This window comes from Acinetobacter rongchengensis (assembly GCF_003611475.1).
Lineage (GTDB): Bacteria > Pseudomonadota > Gammaproteobacteria > Pseudomonadales > Moraxellaceae > Acinetobacter > Acinetobacter rongchengensis.
On sequence record NZ_RAXT01000156.1, the window covers coordinates 1 to 1,113 of the forward strand.

The 1,113-nt window shown below is 37.1% G+C and carries 2 protein-coding genes and 1 pseudogene; all 3 read left to right on the forward strand.

Annotation, left to right across the window (positions count from 1 at the left end; translation table 11 throughout):
* Positions 1-338: PoNe immunity protein domain-containing protein (locus tag D7V20_RS19230; RefSeq protein WP_120385406.1), on the forward strand; the 338-nt coding region annotated here is incomplete at its 5' end.
* A gap of 72 nt (positions 339-410) precedes the next feature.
* Positions 411-527 (forward strand): annotated as a pseudogene (locus D7V20_RS20255) (hypothetical protein); the annotation flags it as partial.
* A gap of 5 nt (positions 528-532) precedes the next feature.
* On the forward strand, positions 533-1,113 hold a 581-nt coding region (locus D7V20_RS19235; RefSeq protein ID WP_120385407.1), incomplete at its 3' end, for a PoNe immunity protein domain-containing protein.

The window sequence follows — 1,113 nt, forward strand, 5'->3', positions numbered from 1 at the left end:
TAGATTTAAGATCAGGTATCAGCTATTTCGGTTATTGGTCGTGGGAGGCTGCTGCTGTAACTTGGTTACTCGGTATCGATGATAGCAGCTATCGAGAACATCAATTTTACCCTAAAGACTTGGTGGATTTTGCCAAAGCACAAGATCAACAACTGACAGAAGAAAGTGTAGTTGAAAGAATAAAAGTTCAAGGAGGAGGACAATGTTCGAAAACAGGTTATTGGACAACACCTGCACAACCCGGAACTCGCCGATACTTTACTCAAGGAGATGTATTGCCAACACTTCCAAATGCGGATTGGGGTATCGTGTTTTGGTATTTTAGTGGTGAAGAATAATCAAAAAAGTCAATCTAATCGCCATCCTAAATTGGATGGTTTTTTTATAAGAATGAATAAGTTGAATTATATTTATTTGACCATCATGAAAAATGTAAGGGTCTAGATAAGCCTAGATGTACCCGTACCGTAACCTCACATGGAATTAAATTAGAGTTTGTATTACCTAACGATATGTTGCCGGAGTAAGAAAATTGGATAATAAAATAGATGATTTAAATATTCATTGGGAAGAGTGGTTTAAGCAAAAAATACTGGGTACTTACCAATATAGAGATGATTTATTAGAAGAAGCTATGTATCAAAGAAGATTTGAAACATTTGTCAATGGTATGTACTCTGTCACCGATGGTTTTCAAAAATATAAAGCGGGTGCTAAAGCTGGTAAAAAAATGGCAGCTGGTCATCAACGTTTACAAGATGTACTAAACTTAATGTCTTTACAGTATTCAGCTGGTGGAGAGATTGCTTTTATTCAGGAGCTTTACCCCTACCTTATACATTGGGCAGAAGAATATGCTGAGGTTCATACTCAATATCACCAAAGTCCTGAAGCAGAAGGGCGCTATGTATGGCATATATCTTTAGGTACAGAAGATTATTACGATATAGCTATACGTATGATTTGTTTTGGTTTATTGACCGGTTATGCAGATCAAATGTCACGTATTATGCCAATTATTGATTACACCGAGGCAACGCCCGAAGGTCAAGAAAAAGATGGTTTAATTGAACGTTTAGTTGCCCCTTTTGTTGCAGATCGAGGAATACCACC